The organism is Lysobacter sp. Root604, assembly GCF_001427505.1.
Lineage (GTDB): Bacteria > Pseudomonadota > Gammaproteobacteria > Xanthomonadales > Xanthomonadaceae > Lysobacter.
The window spans coordinates 120,011-135,810 of sequence record NZ_LMGS01000001.1; the positions used below are offsets into that span (position 1 = coordinate 120,011).

Genomic DNA, 15,800 nt, shown 5'->3' on the forward strand with positions numbered 1-15,800 from the left:
ATCTCCCCAGCGCGTTCGAGGTGTCGTATGAAACGTGTATTGCTCGCCAGCCTGCTCGCGGCCTGCGCCTTCGCGGCCTCGGCGCAGACCACCGCTCCGACCCAGACCACGTCCGGCCACACGACGGCGGGCGTAACGACTTCGGCCCAGACGACCTCGGGCCAAACGACTTCGGCACGGACCGACGTGTCGACGCAGGTCCGTACCGACGGTACCTCCGGTACCCAGGCCGACACCCAGTCCAAGGCCGAAGTCGATCGCAACTGCCTGCGCCAGACCGGCACGCATATCCGCGACCGTTCGGCGAGCAACGGCAAGGGACGCAAGGGCTGCGTCGCCGCCAACGGCCGCGTCTACACCCGTGAGGACATCGATCGCACCGGTCAGACCGACATCGCCGAGGCACTGCGCCAGTTGGATCCGTCGATCCACTGATACGCGCCTGCCGCTTTCCGCGACGCCCGGCTCCGGCCGGGCGTTTTCGTATCTGGTTCACGCAGTATCGATCAGGCTTCGGACCGAACTTGGTTTTGGGGTAGGAGCGGCGTGAGCCGCGACCGTGATCTCACAGTGGCCGGCGCAATGCAGTTAGCTGATCCTCCCTGTCTCGATAAGTGGGCAGTTTCGCCGAAGGCGCAGCAGCGCGGTCGCGGCTTACGCCGCTCCTACCCCACGGCCGCGCAACGGCGTCTGCGTGGGCGAGGCCCGTAGGGACTTCTGCCAACGCTCAAGCCCTGAGCCCATCCAGCACTCGTCCCAGCGAAGCCTCGTAGAAGGTGCGGAACTGACGGTCGTCGTAGTTGAAACGGCCGCCGCGGTAGAGCGAGATCAGGCCGTGCGACTGCGCCCACAGCGTCATCGCGATGTCCCAGGGGTCGCCGGCTTTCAGCAGGCCGGCCTGCTGCGCCTCGATCACCACGTCGGCGGCCACGTTCAAGGTGGGCGAGCGGCGCGCGCGGAAATCGTCGGGGTAGCGGCGCGCGTCCTCGCGCCGGATCGAAAAGGCGTGGTCGAACAAATGCGGATGGGCGAGCGCGTAGTCGAGGTAGATGCGCTGGATCGCCATCAGGCGCGCGATCACGTCGCCGCCTTCCTTGCGCGCGCTCCAGTGGTGCGCGATCTCCTGGAAGCTGTCGTCGCTGATGCGCTTGAGCAGGGCTTCGCGATTGGGGAAGTGGCGGTAGATCGCCATCGGCGTGATTCCGACCGCCTCGGCGACCCGACGCATGCTGACCGCGGCGGCGCCGTCGCGCTCGAACAGGGCGCGGGCGGCGCGCAGGATCCGGTCGGCGGTGGCGGGCGCGCTCATGTATACAGCGTATACATTTTCCTTCTGGCGTGGCAAATCGGGGCGAAATCGGCGGGCGCGGGCGCGCATTCGCGTCGCCCGCGCTGGCGGGCGCTCGGAACGCGGCGCGATAATTTCCTACACCCTCGAATGCCGGAAACCGCCATGTCCGCAGCCAGCCGCAACGACCCCACCCGCGTCATCCGCGCCCCGCGTGGCAGCGACAAGACCTGCAAGTCGTGGTTGAGCGAGGCGGCCTACCGCATGATCCAGAACAACCTGGATCCGGAAGTGGCCGAGAACCCGGCCGAGCTGGTGGTCTACGGCGGCATCGGCCGCGCCGCGCGCGACTGGCCCTCGTTCGACGCGATCCTGAAATCGCTGCGCGAGCTGGAGGACAACGAAACCCTGCTGATCCAGTCGGGCAAGCCGGTCGGCGTGTTCCCCACCCACGCCGACGCGCCGCGCGTGCTGCTGGCCAACTCCAACCTGGTCCCGCACTGGGCGACCTGGGAGCACTTCAACGAGCTCGATAAGAAGGGCTTGATGATGTACGGCCAGATGACCGCCGGCAGCTGGATCTACATCGGCTCGCAGGGCATCGTCCAGGGCACCTACGAAACCTTCGTCGAAATGGGCCGCCAGCACTACGGCGGCGACCTGAAGGGCAAGTGGATCCTGACCGCGGGTCTGGGCGGCATGGGCGGCGCGCAGCCGCTGGCGGCATCGCTGGCCGGCACCTGTTCGCTGAACATCGAATGCAAGCAGAGCAGCATCGACATGCGCCTGCGCACCCGTTACGTCGACGAGCAGGCCAGCGACCTGGACGACGCGCTGGCGCGCATCGCCAAGTACACCGCCGCCGGCGAGGCGCGCTCGATCGCGCTGCTGGGCAATGCCGCCGAGGTGCTGCCCGAGCTGGTGCGCCGCGGCGTGCGGCCGGACGCGGTCACCGACCAGACCAGCGCCCACGATCCGGTCCACGGTTACCTGCCGATCGGCTGGACCGTCGAGCAGTGGCTGGCCGCGCAGAAGACCGATCCCGAGGGCGTGCGCGATGCGGCCAAGCAATCGATGCGCGTGCACGTGGAGGCGATGCTCGCGTTCCAACGCCAAGGCATCCCGACCTTCGACTACGGCAACAACATCCGCCAGATGGCCCAGGACGTGGGCTGCGAGAACGCGTTCGATTTCCCGGGCTTCGTGCCGGCCTATGTGCGCCCGCTGTTCTGCCGCGGCGTCGGCCCGTTCCGCTGGGTCGCGCTCAGCGGCGATCCCGAGGACATCTACAAGACCGACGCCAAGGTCAAGGAGATCATCGCCGACGACGCCCACCTGCACCGTTGGCTGGATATGGCCAAGGAGCGCATCAGCTTCCAGGGCCTGCCGGCGCGCATCTGCTGGGTCGGTCTGGGCCTGCGCCACAAGCTAGGCCTGGCCTTCAACGAGATGGTCCGCAACGGCGAGCTCAAGGCGCCGGTGGTGATCGGCCGCGATCACCTCGACAGCGGCAGCGTGGCCTCGCCCAACCGCGAGACCGAGGCGATGAAGGACGGCAGCGATGCGGTCAGCGATTGGCCGCTGCTCAACGCCATGCTCAACGTGGCCGGCGGCGCGACCTGGGTCTCGCTGCACCACGGCGGCGGCGTCGGCATGGGTTATTCGCAGCACTCCGGCGTGGTCATCGTCTGCGACGGCAGCGTCGAGGCCGATAAGCGCATCGCGCGCGTGCTGTGGAACGACCCCGGCACCGGCGTGATGCGCCATGCCGATGCGGGTTACGAGATCGCCCAGGCCTGCGCCAAGGAGCAGGGCCTGAAGCTGCCGATGCTGTGAGCCGACGGCGGTCGCGGATGCCGCGGTCGCCTCCTGTAAGAGCGGCGCCAGCCGCGCCGCGCCCCTGCAAGCGCGGCGAAACCGGCGGCCTGCGCGGCTACCCCGTGGTCGCGACTTGCACCGCTCCTTGGGGCTTCGGTGAGCATCGAGCGAATGGACGGCCCGGCGATCGGGCCGTCTTCGCTTGCGTGGTGCGGCCGCGATCAGCCCGGTATCGTCGGTTCCACCAGGCGTTCCAGCAGGGTCAGCGATTCCTGCCAGCCCAGATAGCACTGCTCCGGCGGGATCGCATCGGGGATGCCTTCCTGGACCACCTGCAGCTCGGTGCCGCAGGACACGGGGCGCAGGCTGATGGTGGTGACCATGGTGCCGGGCAGCTCGGGGGCGTCGAAACGATCGTCGTGGACGATGCGCTCGTTCGGCACCAACTCCAGATAGGTGCCGCCGAAGCTGTGGCCCTGATCGGTCGAGAAATTGCTGAAACTCATGCGGTACTTGCCGCCGACGCGCGCGTCCAGCTCGTGCACGGTGCAGGTGAAGCCGTCGGGCGGCAGCCACTTGGACAGGGCCGCGGCATCGAGGAAGGCGCGATAGACGCGCTCGGCCGGGGCGGTGAAAACGCGGTGCAAACGGACGGTGCCGGTCATGGGTAGTCTCCTAGGCGAGGTGTAGCCCTCACTGTGTCCGACGAACGAGCGGGGCCGGGATCGACATCGCGTCTATACCTTTTTCGGCGTGGGGCCGGTGTATGCGTTCTGGTTCCGGTAGCCGTGCGGATCGCGAGAGGGTGAGAACGGCGCGGTTGTCGTATCGGTGCTGCGTGCTCTCGTGACGCACCAGCCGCCGATGCGTGTGGTCGGACGACCTGGAGAGCACGATGAGCGGGCGTTGGGTGTGCTCCGATCGTCGGTGCGCGCATTGATCGACGCCTTGCGACGCAACTTTTCGAACTTTTCGACAGTTTCCGTATTCGTCGCGGCATGGCTGAATAGGGGCGCCGTCCCAGCCTTTGAGACGACCGCGCGCCAGGATGCGCGGGGCGATGGGTCGGCTGCGGGGGCGAGCGACGATGAATCGTTCGCCGCATGTCGAATTCGCCGCTCCTGGTTCGTCGTACCCGTAAGCAGGTACGACGGCCTCCGCCGTACTCCCGTCCCTCCAGCGCATGGATAGGTCCCGATGAGTCAGCAAACCCCAACCGTTCCAGAATCCGATCCGGCCGCCGCGCCGCACGTGCCCACCGGCTCGCTGTGGAGCGAGATCCGCGAGGCCGTGCGCGGCACCAACGCCGATTACACCAAGATCCCGCTGCGGCGCGCGGTGTTCCTGCTGGCGGTGCCGATGGTGCTGGAGCTGGTGCTGGAGTCGACCTTCGCGGTGGTCGACATCTTCTTCGTCGCCAAGCTCGGCCCGTCCGCGGTGGCGACGGTGGGCCTGACCGAAAGCTATCTGTTCCTGCTGTATGCGGTCGCGATGGGCCTGGCGATGGCGGTGACCGCGCTGGTCGCGCGCCGCATCGGCGAGGGCAAGCGCGAGGACGCGGCGGTAACCGCGGTGCAGGCGATCTTCGTCGCCGTGCTGGTGTCGGTGCTGCCGGCCGTACTCGGCATCGTCTATGCCCAGGATCTGCTGCGGCTGATGGGTGCCGACGCCTGGAGCATCGAGCACGGCTACCGCTACACCCAATGGATGCTGGGCGGCAACGCGGTGATCATGCTGTTGTTCGTCATCAACGCGATCTTCCGCGGCGCCGGCGACGCGGCCATCGCGATGCGCGTGCTGTGGCTGTCCAACGGCCTGAACATCCTGCTGTGCCCCTTGCTGATCTTCGGCCTGGGGCCGGTGCCGGCGCTGGGCATCGAGGGCGCGGCCATCGCCACCAACATCGGCCGCGGCGCGGGCGTGGCGTTCCAGTTGTGGGTGCTGTTCCACGGCGGCAAGCACATCCGCGTCGTGGCCGCGCAACTGGTCTGGCGGGGCGCGCTGCTGTGGCATGTGGTGCGCACCTCGCTGGGCGGCATCGGCCAGATGATCGTGGCGATGACCTCGTGGATCTTCCTGATGCGCATCCTGGCCAGCGTCGGCAGCGAGGCGGTGGCCGGCGCCACCATCGCGATCCGACTGATGATGTTCACGATGATGCCGGCCTGGGGCATGTCCAACGCGGCGGCGACGCTGGTGGGACAGAACCTGGGCGCCGAACAACCCGAGCGCGCCGAGGCCGCGGTGTGGCGCATCGGCTGGTACAACATGGCCTACCTGGTGATCGTGTCGGTGCTGTTCTTCGTGTTCCCGCAGCAGCTGATCGGCTTGTTCACCGAAGACGCCAAAGTGATCGCGGTCGGCGCCGAATGGCTGCGCATCCTGTCCTATTCGTTCTTCGTCTACGGCTGGTGGATGGTCACCGTGCAGGCCTTCAACGGCGCCGGCGACACCATGACCCCGACCAAGATCAATGTGGTGTTCTTCTGGCTGATCCAGATCCCGCTGTCGTATTTCCTGGCGATCAGCTTGAACTGGCAGCAGTCGGGCGTGTTCTGGGCGGTATTCGTATCGGAGACCTCGGTGGGTCTGTTCACGCTGTGGTTGTTCGCGCGCGGGCGTTGGAAGACGGTGCAGGTCTGATCCAAGCGCAAACGCGAACGGCCCGCGCTCGCGGGCCGTTCGCGCTTACGACGCCGGGCTTTCAGTCGCCGGATTTACTGCGCAACTGCTGCAGCACCTGCGTCTCAAACGCCTTACCCGCGCGCTCGGCCTCGGCCGGGTCGCCCGGCGTGAGCAGCTTCTGCCGCAGCGCCGCGTCGATCGCGGCGCGCGGTCCGCCGACCACGATCAGGGTGTGGTCGCCGGTATCCAGCGCCAGATAACGGTCCTGGGACTTGCGCGCCCGCAGCAGCGCGTCCAGCAGGCGCAGCACGGCGTCGACGTCGTACCAATCGCCCTGGTTCTCGGCGCGGGTGCGGTAGATCATGCCGTCGGCGTAGGCGACCAGCTGGTAGGGGCCCTCGTCGTCCTCGGGCGCGATCTCCTCGAACACGACGCCGCTCAGCGAAGGCCGCACCAGCGCGGCGAGTTCGCGCAGCAGGCTGTCGTGCGCGTTCGGGAACTGGCCGGTCTCGACATCGAACCAGTGCGCGTAGCCGGCCGCTTGCAGCACCGCCTCGGTGTCCGCGCCTTCGACCTGGGTCGGATCGACCTCGCCGACGCGCACGAAGCCCAGCGCCTGCAACTGGTCGATGCGCGCGCGCACCTGGGCCAGGGCGGCGGGCTTGGGCGTCGCGGCCTCCTTCGGAGTTGGCGGTTTGCCCAGCCCGGTGCAGATCGGATCGTCGACGCGGCGCGCACAGGCCGCCTGCAATTGTGGCTGGCCGCTGCCCTGGTCGGTGCGCGCGAACGCCATCGCGACCTCGTCGGCGCGTTGCGGGTCGCGGATCTGCGCGTGCAGGCGTTCCAGCGCGGCCGTGGCCTCAGGCTGGTGCAGTTCCGCGAGCACGAACGCGGCCTCGCGCGCGATCGTTTCGTCCTCGCCCATCATGGCCGCGCGCGCGGTGCGCTCCAGACGCGGGCTGAAGAGTGGCCGTGGGCCGATGCCGCCGTTGTGGCTGTCGTAGTAGGCCAGCACCGCCGCGTCCGGCGTGTCGGCGCGCAGCACCGCGGCGCTGTCGGCGGGGCCGGCGCAGCGCTCGGCGAAGCTCGGCATCAGCGCGCGCCGCAAGGTGGAATCGACTTCGCCAGCGATCGCGCGCGTGGCCGTACAGAACGCCGGCGTGGCTTCGCCATAGCGCAGCTGCTGCTGCCATTGCGCGGTCCAGGCGGCGACGTCCGCGGCCGGCACCTCGTCGGCGCTGCGGCGCAGGCGCGCGATCCAGCCCGCATCGCCGCTGGCGATGCCGTCGCTGGCATGCATGATCGGCGGGAAGCGGCCGCGGTCCTCCCACCAGCCTTGCAGGTCGGCGGCCGTGGACGGCAGCGCGGCGGCGTAGCGCGGCGGCAACGGTCCGCGCTCCACGCTGACGCGGCTGGCGGCGGGATCGGCGAACGCGACGCGTGCGCCCGTGCCGTCGGCCGCGGGCGCGCCCGCCGGAGGTTCGCCGCAAGAGGACAGGCCGGGCGTCGCCAACAACGCCAGCCACCAGCTGAGATTCGAGCGCATCCGTCCTCCCCGACGGTAGTGCGGATGCGCCCGATTGTTTCAGCACGGACGCGCAGGGTAAAGCCGCGGCCGCGCGCGCTCAGTCGCCGGCTTCGGTGCTGACGACGCGGCCGTTCAGCGGCTGCACCGGCCGGCGGTTGCCTTCCGGGAATTCGGGTCCGCTGAAGCGCGCCGAGAACGCGGCGAGCTGGCTCAGGCTGGCGGTGCGAACCCTGCCCATCACGTGCCAGGCGAGGTTCTCGCGACAGTCCGGCGTGGTCAGGGAGCCGCTGAACCGATAGCTGCGTCCGCTCGGGATCAGCGCGCGCAGGTTCAGGGCCTGGGCCGGTGCCGACTGGCCTTCGTGCGCGGGCATCGCCGCGATGATCTTGTCCAGCTGCGGATCGCGAGCGCCCTCGTCGAACAGCACGCCCACCACCGCGATCGCGCCTGAACCGTCGGTGGCGGTATGCACGAAATGCAGTTCCAGCGGGTACTGCTCGCCGTCGATGTAGTTCTCGCTGGGCGTGTGGACGTGGAACTGGACCAGCGTGTAGCTCTTGCCCGCGATGGTCAGCGTGTTGCCGGCTGGCGCCCCGGTGCGGATGGTGTGGCCGTCGTTGTGGACCGTGACGTTAGCGGAGGTCGAGTAGTTGAAGTTCAGGCTGGGCAGGCTCATGACGCGCGCATTGGAACGGATCACATCGATCGGCGATTGGCGCGTGCCCGACGAGCACAGGGCGTAGCTCGGATGCAGGCTGCCCCAGTCGACGGTGCCGTGCTCGTAGCCCCAAGGCGTGGACCCGGCAGCGCTAGCGCCCGCGGATGTGAGTAAAAAAGACGCACAAATGGTGGACAAGAACATCAGACGATGTGTCATTTCGGGCTCCGAATGGGTTGGATGGGCACCGCGACGCACACCAAATTCCCATCGCGGCCGCCGCAAACTAGCCGCCGCCCGCCGGGCCTACGCCCGCTGAACAGCGGAGCGCGGCTCTGCCGATCGGCGTATGCCGGGCCATGTCCTCGACCGTAGTGTGATTCGTGTGGCTGTTCTCGCCGATCGCGCGGCCGGAAGATCGGCTGCAGACGGGGTTTCGCGCGATGCTGGCGTGGATGGCCGCTGCGGACCGCCGCGACCCGGGGACGTCGGAGGCCGTGCGCTCGTCGCGGCGTAACGCCGGACGGGGCGCGCGTCCGCACGCCGAGGTTGCCGGAGGGAAGCCGCATGCCGATCGTTTTGAACCTGCCCTTGCGTGTGTTGATCGTGGACGATCACGAGATCGTGCGCGCCGGCCTGCGCACGCTGTTGGGCGGCTTGCGCTGGTTGCAGGTGATCGCCGAAGCCGGCGACGGCGGCGCCGCGATCGAACTGGCCGAGCGCCTGCGCCCGGATCTGATCCTGCTGGACGTGCGCATGGCCGGTATCGACGGCTGCCAGGTGCTGCGCCATCTGGCCTGGCAGCCGCTCACGCGCGATATCGTGGTGATCAGCCTGCACGACAGCCTCGAGCACGTACGCGAAGCGCGCAGCGCGGGGGCACAGGCCTATGTCTTCAAGGACACCACGCGCACCGAACTGCTGGGCGCGATCCAGCGCGCGTGGCGCGAGCGTCCGCAGCGCAAGGGACCGCGCGGCGATGTCGAGGCCGCGCATTTTCCGATCGACGAGCGCCTCACCGAGCGCGAGGGCCAGGTGCTGGCGTTGCTGGCGCAAGGGCTGACCAACCGCCAGATCGGCGACCGCCTGGGCATCGCCTGCGGCACCGCCAAGACCCATGTCGAGCACATCCTCGCCAAGCTGGGCGTGCGCCACCGCACCCAGGCCGCGGTGCGTTCGGCCGCGCTGGGACTGGCGCCTCCGCCGCGCAATCCCGACACGCCGGGTGCGGGGCTGCAGGCGCGCGCGTTCACAGCTCCAGGATCGGTTTGAACCCGCCCCAGAACATGCGCATGCCGTCGAAGGGCAGCTTCTTCGGGTCCATGGTGTCGCCCAGGCGCGGGTCCTTCATGACCTTTTCCACCACCTTGTCGCGCTGGGCGCGCGATTTGTAGACCACCCAGGAGAACACCACCACCTCGTCGGTCTTGAGCTTCACCGCCTGCGGGAAGGAGGTGACCTTGCCCGGCTTGACGTCGTCGGCGACGCATTCGACGTAGGCGAGCGCGCCGTGCTCGCGCCAGACCTTGCCGGATTTGCGCGCGAGGCGCTTGTAGGCGGTGAGATTCTTGCGCGGTACCGCCAGGACGAAACCGTCGACGTAGCTCATACATCCTCCGTGTCTGGGGACAGGTGCGCAGCCGTGGCGACTGGCCTGCCGATCATGCCTGCGACCCGCTCAAGGCTGGATGAAACATGCTCGAGCGGGCCGCGGTCGCAGGGCCTGAGATGCGGCCGGGCTCCAATGCGCGCGGCCTCCCGCCGATTCGATACCCTGCGCCCATGCTGAGCACGCTCGCGATCGCCCACTACCGTTCCCTGCACGACCTGGTCGTGCCGATGGGGCGACTGAACCTGGTCACCGGCGCCAACGGCAGCGGCAAGTCCAACCTGTACCGTGCATTGCGCCTGCTCGCCGAGACCGCGCAGGGCGGGGTGGTGCCGGCGCTGGCGCGCGAAGGCGGCCTGCGCTCCACGCTCTGGGCCGGGCCCGAAGAATTGTCGGCGCGCATGCAGCGCGGCGAAGTGCCGGTGCAGGGCGCGGCGCGCCAGAAAGCGGTGTCGCTGCGCCTGGGCTTCGCCGGCGACGAATTCGGTTACGCGATCGATCTGGGCTTGCCGCCGCCGTCGCTGTCGGCGTTTTCGCTGGATCCCGAAATCAAGCGCGAGGCGATCTGGAGCGGGCCGTTCCTGCGCGCATCCAATCTGCTGGTCGATCGTCGCGGCGCGACCGCGCGCGTGCGCGACGGCCGCGGCTGGCGGGTGGTCGCCGAACACCTCAATGCCTTCGAGAGCCTGTACGGCCAGATCGCCGACCCGGTCGGCGCGCCGGAGGTGCTGAGCCTGCGCGAGACCATCCGCGGCTGGCGCTTCTACGATCACTTCCGCGCCGACGGCGACTCGCCGGCGCGCCTGCCGCAGCTGGGCACGCGCACGCCGGTGCTCAGTCACGACGGCCGCGACCTCGCCGCGGCCTGGCAGACCATCGTCGAGATCGGCGATCCGCAGGCGCTGCACGCCGCGGTGGCCGACGCGTTCCCGGGCGCGCATGTGAACGTGGTCGGCGCCGACGGCCGCTTCAGTCTGGAGTTCAGCCAGCACGGCCTGCTGCGGCCGCTGTCGGCGGCCGAGCTGTCAGACGGCACCTTGCGCTATCTGTTGTGGATCGCGGCCCTGCATACGCCGCGGCCGCCGCCGCTGATGGTGCTCAACGAACCCGAGACCAGCCTGCATCCGGATCTGCTGCCGGCGCTGGCGCGTCTGATCGCGCACGCCGCGCGCCGCACTCAGGTCTGGGTGGTCTCGCACGCGACCCGTTTGATCGCGGCGCTGGAGCAGGAACCCGGCTGCAACACCCTGCGGCTGGAGAAGGCGATGAGCCGCACGACCCTGGCCGGGCAGGGCCTGCTGGACGCGCCGGCCTGGCATTGGCCGGAACGCTGAGCCGCAAAGCAAAGGGCCGCCTCGCGGCGGCCCCTGCTTCATCGCGACGGCGATGGACTTACTTGGACAGTTCGAGCGCCAGCGAGGTCACCCAACCCTTGTTGCCCATCTCGTCCTCGACTTCCCACATCGCGCCCTGCTTGTTGCCGGTGGGGTAGAGCATCATGCCGACGTCGAGCGAACGCACCACCTTGCCCTTGCCGCTGGCATCGGTGTACAGACGGCCGGGCTTGACCACGGTCACGGCCTGCTGGGCGTTGGACGCCGACGCATTGCCGGACACGCCGCCGAGTTCGCCGACCAGGTCGGTGTAGGCCTGCAGATACGCCAGGGTGATGACCTGGCCCAGCTCGGTGTTGGCGTAACCCGACACGCCCGCGCCACCCAGGCCGCTGCTGCCGAACAGCGCGCCGCTGGCGCCGAAGCCGATATCGGTCTTCTTGGCGTGGCCTTCGGCCATCGCGACCTGCTCGGAGGAACGCACGTCGGTCAGGGTCAGCACCACGTCCGCGGTCTTCTTGCGGAAGTTGAGGTTGCCCGCGACCGCGCCGGCCTTGCCGCCGATCAAGCCGCCGAGCAGGCCACCGATGGCATTGCCGCCGGCGTCGTTGTTCTGCGCGATCAGGTCGGGGACCAGCACGTAGTCGGCGGCCTTGATCTGGCCCTTGCCGACGTTGGAGCGGCCGCGCAGCTGGCCGCTGGCGGCGAGTTCGCGTTCGCGCATGGCCATGTCCATGCCGGCGCCGCGATCGACCAGGGTGAAGCAGCGCGACTTGTTCACGAACACCTTGATCAGCTTGCTCGGTGCGGGCAGCTGCTGGCCGGTCCACCAATTGACCGAGTCCTCCGGTTCGATGACCGAGATCGTGCCCAGGCTCTTGCTGCAGGTCGGAATCTGCGCGGTCTTCTCGGCGCGCTGTTCCTGTGCGCTCTTGCGCTGTGCCGAAGCGGGGGTGGCGGTCAGCGTCAGGCCCAGGCCCAGCGCGCATGCCAGCAGCGAGGCGCTGCCGAGCGAGATTCCCCTGTGTGCGGTCTTCATTGTGCGGTTATTCCTTCAACGACTACGAAAAAGCCGGCGTGTGCCGGCACCCAGTGGAGTCCGTTCGTCCTGTCCGGCCGTCGCCGCGATGGCGGGCCATCGGGCGGAGGGTCGATCCCCAAGCGAGCGTGCCGACGGCGGACCGTCGGGCGTGGCGACTCACTAGCCCATGATAACGTGACCGGCGTCGGATTCAGGACGCGTCCGTGGGGCGAATGCATCGATTCGGGGCGCAGCCCGGGCCTTGTGGCGTGTTCGTGCAAAGTCTGTGCCATCCGATGCAGGTTCGGGCGTGGCCACGGTGACCGCGCCCGTCGAGGCTAGAATCGGCGAACGAACCGGGGACCGCGAGTACGAATGATCGTTCCAGCCTATTGGGCGGAGGCGCGCCTGCAGCAGCGCACGCACCGCCGCCAGTTCACCGTGCGCCGCTTCGGCTGGTCGGACATCGGCCCGGCCGAGGCCCAGGCGCATGCCGATGCGCGCGTGCGCGAGGCCTTCGACCGCATCGTCGCCGGCGAACCCCTGCCGCGCCTGGAGCGCAAGGTCGGCTACGGCGGCGCCCAAGGCCTGCCGATCCGCGAAGAGATCGTCGACCGCCACGGCGACGCGGTGATCACCCGCAACAGCTACGGCGCCTTGTGCCTCAACACCCCGGACGTGCTGTTCGCGGACGTCGATTTCGACGAGCCGGCCAACGACGGACTGTCGAGGACGACGATGGCGGTGGTGGCCGCGGTCGCGCTGGCGCTGGGGCTGTGGACGCGGTCCATCGGCTACGGCATCGGCGCCTTGTTCGCCGGCTTCATCGTCGCCAGGGTCATCGTCGGGTGGTTGCGCAAGCGCGCTCACGCGGCCAACGGCGGGCCGGAGGCGCGCGCCCGTCATCGCATCGATGCCTTCGTCGCGGCGCGCCCGGACTGGCTGCTGCGCCTGTATCGGACTCCGGCGGGTTTTCGTCTGCTGGCCTTGCACCGCACGTTCGGACCGCGCGAGCCGGAAGTCGTCGAAAGTTTCCGCGCGCTCGGCGCCGACCCGGTGTACGCGACCATGTGCGCGGTGCAGAACTGTTTCCGCGCCCGCGTCAGCCCCAAGCCCTGGCGCGTGGGCCTGAAGCGCAAGATCGTGCCGCCCAAGGCGGTGTGGACGTCCGAGCACGCGCAACTGCGCGAACGCCAGGCGTGGTTGTCCGAGTACGCGCAGGCCGCCTTGAATTACGGCGCCTGCCGCTACGTGGCGACGTTCGGCTCCGGCGTCGCCGATCCCAAGGCCGACGACATACGCCAGCTGCACGATGCCCTGTGCCGCGCGGACGAAGATCTGCCGATCGCCTGAGCCCGCCACGCCTCAGGCGGCACCGGTCCACTCGCGGATGAAAGGCGCCAGCTGCGGGATCAGGTCGACCATGCCGTGCAGCGGCACGATCAGCCACAGCGAGCGCGTGCGCGCCCACAGCACGCCGAAGGCGATGCCGGCCGGCGCGATCATCACGATCGAATAGGCGATGGCCCAGCCCGGCGTCGGCGCGGCGACGCCTTCGAGCAGGCTGGCGCCGCGCAGGTACAAGCCGGGCGCATGGGCCAGGCCGAACAGCAACGAGGCCCAGGCGATCGCCGCGACCTGCGAGCCGGTCGCGAGCGCGAAATGCTCCTGCAGCACGCGCCGGAACAGCAGTTCCTCGCACAGTCCCGCTTCCACGGTCTGCCAGACGAAGCACAGCGGGATCGCCCACGCCAAGGTGGTCGCGGCCGGCGCGAGCTGCGACAGCGACATCAGGCCGCGCCCGAACACCGCCTGCATCGCCAGATAGGCCAGCGACATCAGCACGAACGCCAGCCACAGCCGGCGTGCGCCGAACGGCGCCTGGCCGCGCTCGCGCAGACGCAGGAACAGCCAGGCCGGCAGCACCACCATGGTCAGCAGCTTCAAGGCGAGCTTGGCGATCGACTGCGCCGGATCCTCGGGCACCGCCTCGTTGAGCGCGCTGAAACCCCAGCCCAGGATCAGCAGCGAGAACATCGCCAGATAGACCAGCACGCCCGGCAGGCGCGCGCGGCCCTGCGGACGCGGCGGGTGGCGCGGCTTGCGGGTCAAGGCCCAGGCCAGCGCGGGGAACGCGATTCCGATCACGGCGAACAGGAACAGCGGATCGGCCAGGCTCGCGCCCGGCAATCGCTGCAACACGTACAGCGAAGCCAGATAGGCGAGGGCGGCGACCGCGAGGGCGATCGTGGCGTGGCGGCGGCGGGCGCCGGGCGTGGGCGGGCTGTGCATCGGCGCATGGTGCGCGATGGCCGTCGCCGGGTCCGCTGCCGTTCGTCGCCCAACCAAAGTCAGGGGGCGATCGGCGTGCCGAATCGGCGCCTCAGCGCGGCGCGATCACCCGGATTTCCACGCCCTGCAGGCGTACGACCTGGCCGGCGTGGATCTTGCAGGTCTTGCGCAGCTCGACCTGGCCGTCGACGCTGACCGCGCCGCTGGCGACGATGGCCTTGCCGGTGCCGCCGCTGTGGGCCAGGCCGACCAGCTTCAGCAACTGGTTGAGTTCGACGTGATCGCGGTCGAGTTCGAATTCGATCGGGGACATGGCACCGGTGCTTGGAGAACGACGGGCAGGGTCGCAGCGCCGGCGTCCGCGCGCAAGCCGCACGAGCGCGGTAACGTGAGCGTTCCGGCCCTCGACGGGCGATCACTGGGAGAGGCGGCCATGAAACAGGCCAGGTATGCGACGCGCGGTCCGGTGCCGCAGGACGTGATCGAAGCGGTGGATAGCGAGCTGCCGGCGCTGGCGCCGGGGCAGGCCCTGGTCGAGGTGTTGGCCGCGCCGATCAATCCCTCCGATCTGCTCACCCTGACCGGCCAGTACGGGCTGCTGCCGCCCTTGCCGGCGGTCGGCGGCAACGAAGGCGTGGGCCGGGTGCTGGCCCTGGCCGACGACGTGAGCGCGCCCGCGGTCGGGCGCACCGTGTTGTTGCCGCCCAGCGGCGGCACCTGGGCCACCCACATGGTCGTCAATGCGCGCGCGCTGCTGCCCTTGCCGGACGATGCCGATCCGGTGCAGCTGTCGATGATCACGGTCAATCCGCCGACCGCGAGCCTGTTGCTGTCCGAGTTCGTCGATCTGGCGCCGGGCGAGTGGGTGATCCAGAACGCGGCCAATTCGGCGGTCGGCGGTTATCTGGTGCAGTTGGCGGCGCTGCGCGGTCTGAAGACGGTCAACGTGGTGCGGCGCGAGTCGGCGCGCGAGGACGTGCTGGCGCTGGGCGCCGACGCGGTGCTGGTCGACGGCGACGATCTGGCCAAGCGCGTGCGCGAGGTCACCGGCGGGGCGACGATCCGGCTGGGCGTGGACGCGGTGGGCGGCGTCGCGACCGAGCGTTTGGCGCAGTCGCTGGGCGAGGGTGGGGTGTTGGTCAACTACGGGGCCATGAGCGGGGAGGCCTGTGCGCTGTCGCCGGCTTCGCTGGTATTCCGCGATGTCGCGCTGCGCGGGTTCTGGTTGGCGCGTTGGTATCGCACCGCGCCGCCGGAGCGGCGTGCGGCGGTGTTCGCGGAGTTGGCGGGGCTGATCGCGCAGGGCAAGTTGCATGCGCGGGTGCAGGCGACCTACGGGATCGATCAGATCAAGCAGGCGGTTGCGGCGGCGGCCGCGGGGGAGCGGGCGGGGAAGATCGTGTTGATTCCTAATGCGTCCTACCGCGAGTAAGTTCGCTTTCGTCTTTGATCCGCTCGTTTGCTTTTGACTCCCTCCTTTGGAAAAGGAGGGTTGGGGAGGATTTGCTGTTGCTTTGCTTTGCGTGGGTTCGTCACGGAAGTCAAAGGCTTCCGCCTGCTGCGCATGCGGGTTACTTTCTCTTGCTAGCCCAAGAGAAAGTAACCAAAGAGAAGGGCTAGCGTGACC

General features: G+C 69.1%; 15 protein-coding genes. 7 read left to right on the forward strand and 8 right to left on the reverse strand.

Features of this window, described 5'->3' with window-relative positions:
• The first annotated feature begins 27 nt into the window (after positions 1 to 27).
• Positions 28 to 435, forward strand: coding sequence for a hypothetical protein (locus tag ASD69_RS00550; protein ID WP_157489191.1), 408 nt, complete (start codon positions 28 to 30; stop codon positions 433 to 435).
• 292 nt (positions 436 to 727) lie between these two features.
• On the opposite strand, the gene ASD69_RS00555 is transcribed toward ASD69_RS00550, so the two are convergent.
• The gene (locus tag ASD69_RS00555) at positions 728 to 1,309 is read right to left on the reverse strand and encodes a TetR/AcrR family transcriptional regulator (RefSeq protein ID WP_056172568.1); all 582 of its coding nucleotides are present in this window, start codon (positions 1,307 to 1,309) and stop codon (positions 728 to 730) included.
• A 144-nt stretch (positions 1,310 to 1,453) separates the two neighbouring features.
• Here ASD69_RS00555 and hutU point away from each other — a divergent pair, with 144 nt between their 5' ends.
• Complete coding sequence (gene hutU, locus ASD69_RS00560) at positions 1,454 to 3,124, forward strand: urocanate hydratase (protein WP_056176329.1); 1,671 nt, start codon at positions 1,454 to 1,456, stop codon at positions 3,122 to 3,124.
• A gap of 203 nt (positions 3,125 to 3,327) precedes the next feature.
• Here the strand turns inward: hutU and ASD69_RS00565 are convergent, their stop codons facing one another.
• Positions 3,328 to 3,771 carry an SRPBCC family protein gene (locus ASD69_RS00565; protein ID WP_056172571.1) on the reverse strand — a complete coding sequence of 148 codons (444 nt, stop codon included), beginning with the start codon at positions 3,769 to 3,771 and terminating at the stop codon, positions 3,328 to 3,330.
• Between the two features lie 532 nt (positions 3,772 to 4,303).
• Between ASD69_RS00565 and ASD69_RS00570 the strand changes: the two genes are divergently transcribed.
• Positions 4,304 to 5,749 carry an MATE family efflux transporter gene (locus ASD69_RS00570; RefSeq protein WP_082576191.1) on the forward strand — a complete coding sequence of 482 codons (1,446 nt, stop codon included), beginning with the start codon at positions 4,304 to 4,306 and terminating at the stop codon, positions 5,747 to 5,749.
• 61 nt (positions 5,750 to 5,810) lie between these two features.
• Here ASD69_RS00570 and ASD69_RS00575 read toward each other — a convergent pair whose 3' ends face one another.
• A complete protein-coding gene (locus ASD69_RS00575) occupies positions 5,811 to 7,277 on the reverse strand; it encodes a hypothetical protein (protein WP_056172578.1) in 1,467 nt (488 codons plus the stop codon).
• Between the two features lie 79 nt (positions 7,278 to 7,356).
• Entirely contained in the window at positions 7,357 to 8,136 is a 780-nt protein-coding gene (locus tag ASD69_RS00580) for a carbonic anhydrase family protein (RefSeq protein WP_082576192.1), read from the reverse strand.
• Positions 8,137 to 8,484: 348 nt separating this feature from the next.
• Here ASD69_RS00580 and ASD69_RS00585 point away from each other — a divergent pair, with 348 nt between their 5' ends.
• Positions 8,485 to 9,189, forward strand: coding sequence for a response regulator transcription factor (locus ASD69_RS00585; protein WP_057161464.1), 705 nt, complete (start codon positions 8,485 to 8,487; stop codon positions 9,187 to 9,189).
• On the opposite strand, the gene ASD69_RS00590 is transcribed toward ASD69_RS00585, so the two are convergent.
• The gene (locus tag ASD69_RS00590) at positions 9,167 to 9,526 is read right to left on the reverse strand and encodes a DUF1428 domain-containing protein (protein WP_056172590.1); all 360 of its coding nucleotides are present in this window, start codon (positions 9,524 to 9,526) and stop codon (positions 9,167 to 9,169) included. The two genes, ASD69_RS00585 and ASD69_RS00590, sit on opposite strands and share 23 nt — an antisense overlap.
• Before the next feature lie 173 nt (positions 9,527 to 9,699).
• On the opposite strand from ASD69_RS00590, the gene ASD69_RS00595 reads away from it, so the two are divergent.
• Positions 9,700 to 10,860: an AAA family ATPase gene (locus ASD69_RS00595; protein ID WP_056172593.1), complete on the forward strand. Its 1,161-nt coding sequence runs from the start codon at positions 9,700 to 9,702 to the stop codon at positions 10,858 to 10,860.
• A 58-nt stretch (positions 10,861 to 10,918) separates the two neighbouring features.
• Here ASD69_RS00595 and ASD69_RS00600 read toward each other — a convergent pair whose 3' ends face one another.
• Entirely contained in the window at positions 10,919 to 11,899 is a 981-nt protein-coding gene (locus tag ASD69_RS00600; protein ID WP_056172595.1) for a CsgG/HfaB family protein, read from the reverse strand.
• 357 nt (positions 11,900 to 12,256) lie between these two features.
• Here ASD69_RS00600 and ASD69_RS00605 point away from each other — a divergent pair, with 357 nt between their 5' ends.
• A complete protein-coding gene (locus ASD69_RS00605; RefSeq protein WP_056172600.1) occupies positions 12,257 to 13,234 on the forward strand; it encodes a hypothetical protein in 978 nt (325 codons plus the stop codon).
• Between the two features lie 12 nt (positions 13,235 to 13,246).
• On the opposite strand, the gene ASD69_RS00610 is transcribed toward ASD69_RS00605, so the two are convergent.
• Positions 13,247 to 14,173 carry a CPBP family intramembrane glutamic endopeptidase gene (locus ASD69_RS00610; RefSeq protein WP_056172603.1) on the reverse strand — a complete coding sequence of 309 codons (927 nt, stop codon included), beginning with the start codon at positions 14,171 to 14,173 and terminating at the stop codon, positions 13,247 to 13,249.
• A 91-nt stretch (positions 14,174 to 14,264) separates the two neighbouring features.
• Positions 14,265 to 14,486, reverse strand: coding sequence for an RNA-binding S4 domain-containing protein (locus ASD69_RS00615; RefSeq protein ID WP_056172605.1), 222 nt, complete (start codon positions 14,484 to 14,486; stop codon positions 14,265 to 14,267).
• Positions 14,487 to 14,606: 120 nt separating this feature from the next.
• On the opposite strand from ASD69_RS00615, the gene ASD69_RS00620 reads away from it, so the two are divergent.
• Complete coding sequence (locus ASD69_RS00620) at positions 14,607 to 15,605, forward strand: zinc-dependent alcohol dehydrogenase family protein (RefSeq protein ID WP_056172608.1); 999 nt, start codon at positions 14,607 to 14,609, stop codon at positions 15,603 to 15,605.
• The last annotated feature ends 195 nt before the right edge of the window (positions 15,606 to 15,800 follow it).

What these genes read in the sequence shown, in the direction of transcription:
- ASD69_RS00550 (WP_157489191.1), top strand. Translation starts at nt 28, where the DNA reads ATGAAACGTGTATTGCTCGCCAGCCTGCTCGCGGCCTGCGCCTTCGCG.
- ASD69_RS00555 (WP_056172568.1), bottom strand. Translation starts at nt 1,309, where the DNA reads ATGAGCGCGCCCGCCACCGCCGACCGGATCCTGCGCGCCGCCCGCGCC.
- hutU (WP_056176329.1), top strand. Translation starts at nt 1,454, where the DNA reads ATGTCCGCAGCCAGCCGCAACGACCCCACCCGCGTCATCCGCGCCCCG.
- ASD69_RS00565 (WP_056172571.1), bottom strand. Translation starts at nt 3,771, where the DNA reads ATGACCGGCACCGTCCGTTTGCACCGCGTTTTCACCGCCCCGGCCGAG.
- ASD69_RS00570 (WP_082576191.1), top strand. Translation starts at nt 4,304, where the DNA reads ATGAGTCAGCAAACCCCAACCGTTCCAGAATCCGATCCGGCCGCCGCG.
- ASD69_RS00575 (WP_056172578.1), bottom strand. Translation starts at nt 7,277, where the DNA reads ATGCGCTCGAATCTCAGCTGGTGGCTGGCGTTGTTGGCGACGCCCGGC.
- ASD69_RS00580 (WP_082576192.1), bottom strand. Translation starts at nt 8,136, where the DNA reads ATGACACATCGTCTGATGTTCTTGTCCACCATTTGTGCGTCTTTTTTA.
- ASD69_RS00585 (WP_057161464.1), top strand. Translation starts at nt 8,485, where the DNA reads ATGCCGATCGTTTTGAACCTGCCCTTGCGTGTGTTGATCGTGGACGAT.
- ASD69_RS00590 (WP_056172590.1), bottom strand. Translation starts at nt 9,526, where the DNA reads ATGAGCTACGTCGACGGTTTCGTCCTGGCGGTACCGCGCAAGAATCTC.
- ASD69_RS00595 (WP_056172593.1), top strand. Translation starts at nt 9,700, where the DNA reads ATGCTGAGCACGCTCGCGATCGCCCACTACCGTTCCCTGCACGACCTG.
- ASD69_RS00600 (WP_056172595.1), bottom strand. Translation starts at nt 11,899, where the DNA reads ATGAAGACCGCACACAGGGGAATCTCGCTCGGCAGCGCCTCGCTGCTG.
- ASD69_RS00605 (WP_056172600.1), top strand. Translation starts at nt 12,257, where the DNA reads ATGATCGTTCCAGCCTATTGGGCGGAGGCGCGCCTGCAGCAGCGCACG.
- ASD69_RS00610 (WP_056172603.1), bottom strand. Translation starts at nt 14,173, where the DNA reads ATGCACAGCCCGCCCACGCCCGGCGCCCGCCGCCGCCACGCCACGATC.
- ASD69_RS00615 (WP_056172605.1), bottom strand. Translation starts at nt 14,486, where the DNA reads ATGTCCCCGATCGAATTCGAACTCGACCGCGATCACGTCGAACTCAAC.
- ASD69_RS00620 (WP_056172608.1), top strand. Translation starts at nt 14,607, where the DNA reads ATGAAACAGGCCAGGTATGCGACGCGCGGTCCGGTGCCGCAGGACGTG.